Genomic DNA, 3351 nt, shown 5'->3' on the forward strand with positions numbered 1-3351 from the left:
GCGCAGGAGATTTGTCGATTCCCCGCGGGCGTTTTCCGGCACAGAAGCGACGGTTACCGGCATCCACCGGGCCCAACCCCCGCCTCGCCGCGTAGTTTTGTCGCCATGGCACGGAAGATCGGCAGTCGCTACACCGCTCACCGCGTCCTGGGCCGCGGCAGCGCCGGTACGGTCTGGCTCGGCGAGGGGCCCGAGGGGGCCGTGGCCGTCAAAATCCTCCGTGAGGACCTCGCAGGGGACGAGGACCTCGCCGAGCGCTTCGTGCAGGAGCGCAGCGCCCTTCTCTCCCTCGACCATCCGCGCATCGTCGGCGTCCGCGACCTCGTCGTCGACGGCAGCGACCTCGCGCTCGTCATGGACCTGGTGCGCGGCACCGACCTGCGCACCCGCCTCGACCACGACCGCCGCCTCGTCCCCCAGGCCGCCGCCGCCATCGCCGCCGACGTCGCGGAGGGCCTCGCCGCCGCGCACTCCGCCGGGCTCGTCCACCGCGACGTCAAGCCGGAGAACGTCCTCCTCGACGCCGTCGCGCCGCCCGGGCCCTCGGGTGCACCGCCCGCGCTCCTCACCGACTTCGGCGTCGCGAAGCTCATCGACTCGCCCCGCCGGACCCGGGCCACCTCGATCATCGGTACCCCCGACTACCTCGCGCCCGAACTCGTCGAGGGCCTGCCGCCGCGCGCCTCCGTCGACATCTACGCGCTCGCGACCGTCCTCTACGAACTCCTCTCCGGTTTCACGCCGTTCGGCGGCGGCCACCCCGGCGCCGTCCTCCGCCGCCACGTCACGGAGACGGTCGCGCCCCTGCCCGGCATCCCCGAGGAGCTGTGGCGTCTGATCCACCAGTGCCTCGCCAAGGCGCCGGCCTCCCGGCTGAGGGCCGCCGAACTCGCCGCCGGGCTCCGCGAGATGCTGCCGGAGCTCGAAGGCGTCCCGCCGCTCGACATCGACGAGCACCCGGAGGACCTCGTCGACGAAGGGCCGCCGACCGCCCCCTATCCCGCGGAGCCGGCGCCGACCGAGGCGGGCACGCCGCCGCGGGGCGCCGTCCCGCTCGTCCACGCCGGCGCGGGGCCGGACTCCAACCGGGACACCCACACGAGCATGCGCGTCCCCGGCGCGGAGGAACTGGCGGGCGGCGCGCACGGCACGGCCCGCAACCCGCGTGCGGCGGGAGAGCCGCGCGCCGGCTCGGCCCGCCACCGGCTGGCGGAGCGCAGGCGCCGGCTGCGGCTGGGCGCGATCGGCGTGCTGGTGGCTGCCGCCCTGGGCGTCGGCGGCTGGCTCGCGCTCTCCGACGAGTCCACCGGGTCCCAGCGGGCGCCCGCCGCCGGGTACGGCTCCATGGAGTGAGCCGGGTGGTGACGAAGGCCACGCGCGCGGTCGTGCGGGGGCGCGCGGGCATCGCGGGGCCGTACGCCCCGGTCGCGGGGGAACGGGAAGCGGAGCCAGCCGTTAGGGTGGATGCGTGGCAGTCGTCGATGTTTCCGAAGCTCTGAAGTCCCTCTCCTCCACGATGGAGTCGATCGAGGCCGTCCTCGACCTGGACGCGCTGCGCGCCGACATCACGGCGCTGGAGGAGCAGGCCGCCTCGCCCGATCTCTGGGACGACATCGACAACGCACAGCGCGTGACGAGTCGGCTCTCCTATCTCCAGGGCCAGTTGCGGAAGGTCGAGGAGCTGCGCGGCAGGATCGAGGACCTGGAGGTCCTCTTCGAGCTCGCCGCGAGCGAGGACGACGCGGACACCCGCGCCGAGGCCGAGACCGAACTCGACTCCGTCCGCAAGGCGGTGGACGAGATGGAGGTCCGCACCCTCCTCTCCGGCGAGTACGACCCGCGCGAGGCGATGGTGAGCATCCGCGCGGAGGCGGGGGGCGTCGACGCCGCCGACTTCGCCGACCAGCTCATGCGGATGTACCTGCGCTGGGCGGAGCGCAAGGGCTACGCGACGGAGACCTACGACATCTCCTACGCGGAGGAGGCCGGCATCAAGTCCGCCACCTTCGCGGTGAAGACCCCGTACGCGTACGGCACCCTCTCCGTCGAGCAGGGCACGCACCGCATGGTGCGCATCTCGCCCTTCGACAACCAGGGGCGGAGGCAGACGTCGTTCGCGGGCGTCGAGGTGATGCCGGTCGTCGAGCAGACCGACCACATCGACATTCCCGAGAACGAGCTGCGGATCGATGTCTTCCGCTCCTCGGGCCCCGGCGGGCAGTCGGTGAACACCACCGACTCCGCGGTCCGGATGACCCACGTCCCGACCGGCATCGTCGTCTCCTGCCAGAACGAGAAATCGCAGATCCAGAACCGCGCGGCCGCCATGCGCGTCATGCAGGCCCGGCTCCTCGCGCACCGCCGCGAGGAGGAACAGAAGAAGATGGACGCGCTCAAGAGCGACGGCGGCAACTCCTGGGGCAACCAGATGCGTTCGTACGTCCTCCAGCCGTACCAGATGGTCAAGGACCTGCGGACCGAGCACGAGGTCGGCAACCCGCAGGCGGTCCTCGACGGCGACATCGACGGCTTCATCGAGGCCGGCATCCGCTGGCGCAAGCAGCAGGAGCAGCAGGCCGCCGCCGAAGCCAAGGGCTGATCGTCGGGCGGCGAACCCTGGTGCCGCACCCGGGAATTGAGCGTTCCGGTGCCTAACTGCCCCTTCTGTGGCGATATTTCCCGGGCTTCACTTGACGCCGCTGTGAAAACTGGGAAAGCTGTCGGCTCGGCATGCCTGTGTCAGGGGCATCAGGTGCGAGACGCCGTAGCTCCCCGCGTTTCCCCGCAGTTCGGTGGAGGTCGCCGCGCGCGACACCGCGCCGTCCGGCGCATTCCACCGCAGTCCCGGGGTGAGCAGGCACATCCCAGTTCGCGGCAGGGGCGGGCGCTTCGACACCGCGGCCGCTGACGACGAAGTACAGCTACTGGGGGTAGTTGGAAGATGACCAATCCCAAGACGCGGCTGCGTGTGGCGCGGATATCCGCCGCCGCCGTGTTCGCCGCAGGCGCCTCGCTCACCGCAGCGGGCGCGGCCCAGGCCGCCGGCCTGGACGGCAACGACGGCGTCTCCGCCCAGAACGAGGACAGCCCGGGCTTGCTCGGCGGCCTCCTCGGCGGCGGCGGTGACGACGATGACGACGGCCCCACGGCGGGCGTCACCGAGGGCGGCGAGAACGGCGGCCCCGAGGGCGGCGACCAGTCCGGCGTCACCGAGGGCGGCAACGGCGACCCGGGTGAGAACGGTGACCCCGGTGAGAACGGCGACCCGGGTGAGAACGGCGACCCGGGCGAGAACGGTGACCCCGGTGAGAACGGTGACCCGGGTGAGAACGGTGACCCGGGTGAGAACGG

At 72.3% G+C, this 3351-nt stretch carries 3 protein-coding genes; all 3 read left to right on the plus strand.

Annotation, left to right across the window (positions count from 1 at the left end; all coding sequences use genetic code 11):
• The first annotated feature begins 105 nt into the window (after positions 1-105).
• On the plus strand, positions 106-1353 hold the full coding sequence (locus UWG_RS0116730; RefSeq protein ID WP_016908365.1) for a serine/threonine-protein kinase: 1248 nt from the start codon (positions 106-108) through the stop codon (positions 1351-1353).
• Positions 1354-1468: 115 nt separating this feature from the next.
• Entirely contained in the window at positions 1469-2599 is a 1131-nt protein-coding gene (prfB, locus tag UWG_RS0116740) for a peptide chain release factor 2 (protein WP_029391513.1), read from the plus strand.
• Positions 2600-2941: 342 nt separating this feature from the next.
• Positions 2942-3351 (plus strand): collagen-like triple helix repeat-containing protein (locus UWG_RS0116745; protein WP_016908368.1); only part of this gene is annotated, 410 nt, incomplete at its 3' end.

It is taken from the genome of Streptomyces xiaopingdaonensis (assembly GCF_000262345.1).
Lineage (GTDB): Bacteria > Actinomycetota > Actinomycetes > Streptomycetales > Streptomycetaceae > Streptomyces > Streptomyces xiaopingdaonensis.

What these genes read in the sequence shown, in the direction of transcription:
- UWG_RS0116730 (WP_016908365.1), top strand. Translation starts at nt 106, where the DNA reads ATGGCACGGAAGATCGGCAGTCGCTACACCGCTCACCGCGTCCTGGGC.